At 65.0% G+C, this 432-nt stretch carries 1 pseudogene; it reads left to right on the top strand.

Features of this window, described 5'->3' with window-relative positions:
• A pseudogene (locus DVK06_RS18040) lies at positions 1-432 on the top strand (molybdopterin-dependent oxidoreductase); the annotation flags it as partial.

Here is a 432-nt window from a genome sequence, read left to right as displayed (position 1 = left end):
CGCGCGCTCCAGTTGCTCGTCACGCTGACGGGCAACCTCGGCGAGCAGGGGACCGGCCTCGACCACTACGTCGGCCAAGAGAAGATATGGACGTTCCACGGCTGGAAGTCGCTGTCGTTCCCGACGGGCAACGTCCGCGGGGTGCCGACGACGCTGTGGACCTACTACCACGCGGGCATCCTCGACAACACCGACGCCGACACGGCCGCGAAGATACGGGAGTCCATCGACGAGGGATGGATGCCGGTCTACCCCGAGGAACGCGACGACGGCTCTCGTCCCGACCCGACGACCATGTTCGTCTGGCGCGGCAACTACTTCAACCAGGCGAAGGGGAACGTCGCCGTCGAGGAGGAACTGTGGCCGAAACTCGACCTCGTCGTCGACATCAACTTCCGGATGGACTCGACGGCGCTGTACTCGGACATCGTG

Origin of the sequence: Halorubrum sp. Atlit-28R, assembly GCF_003665955.1 — an archaeon.
Classification (GTDB): domain Archaea; phylum Halobacteriota; class Halobacteria; order Halobacteriales; family Haloferacaceae; genus Halorubrum; species Halorubrum tropicale.
This window is presented reverse-complemented; position numbering and strand designations above follow the sequence as displayed.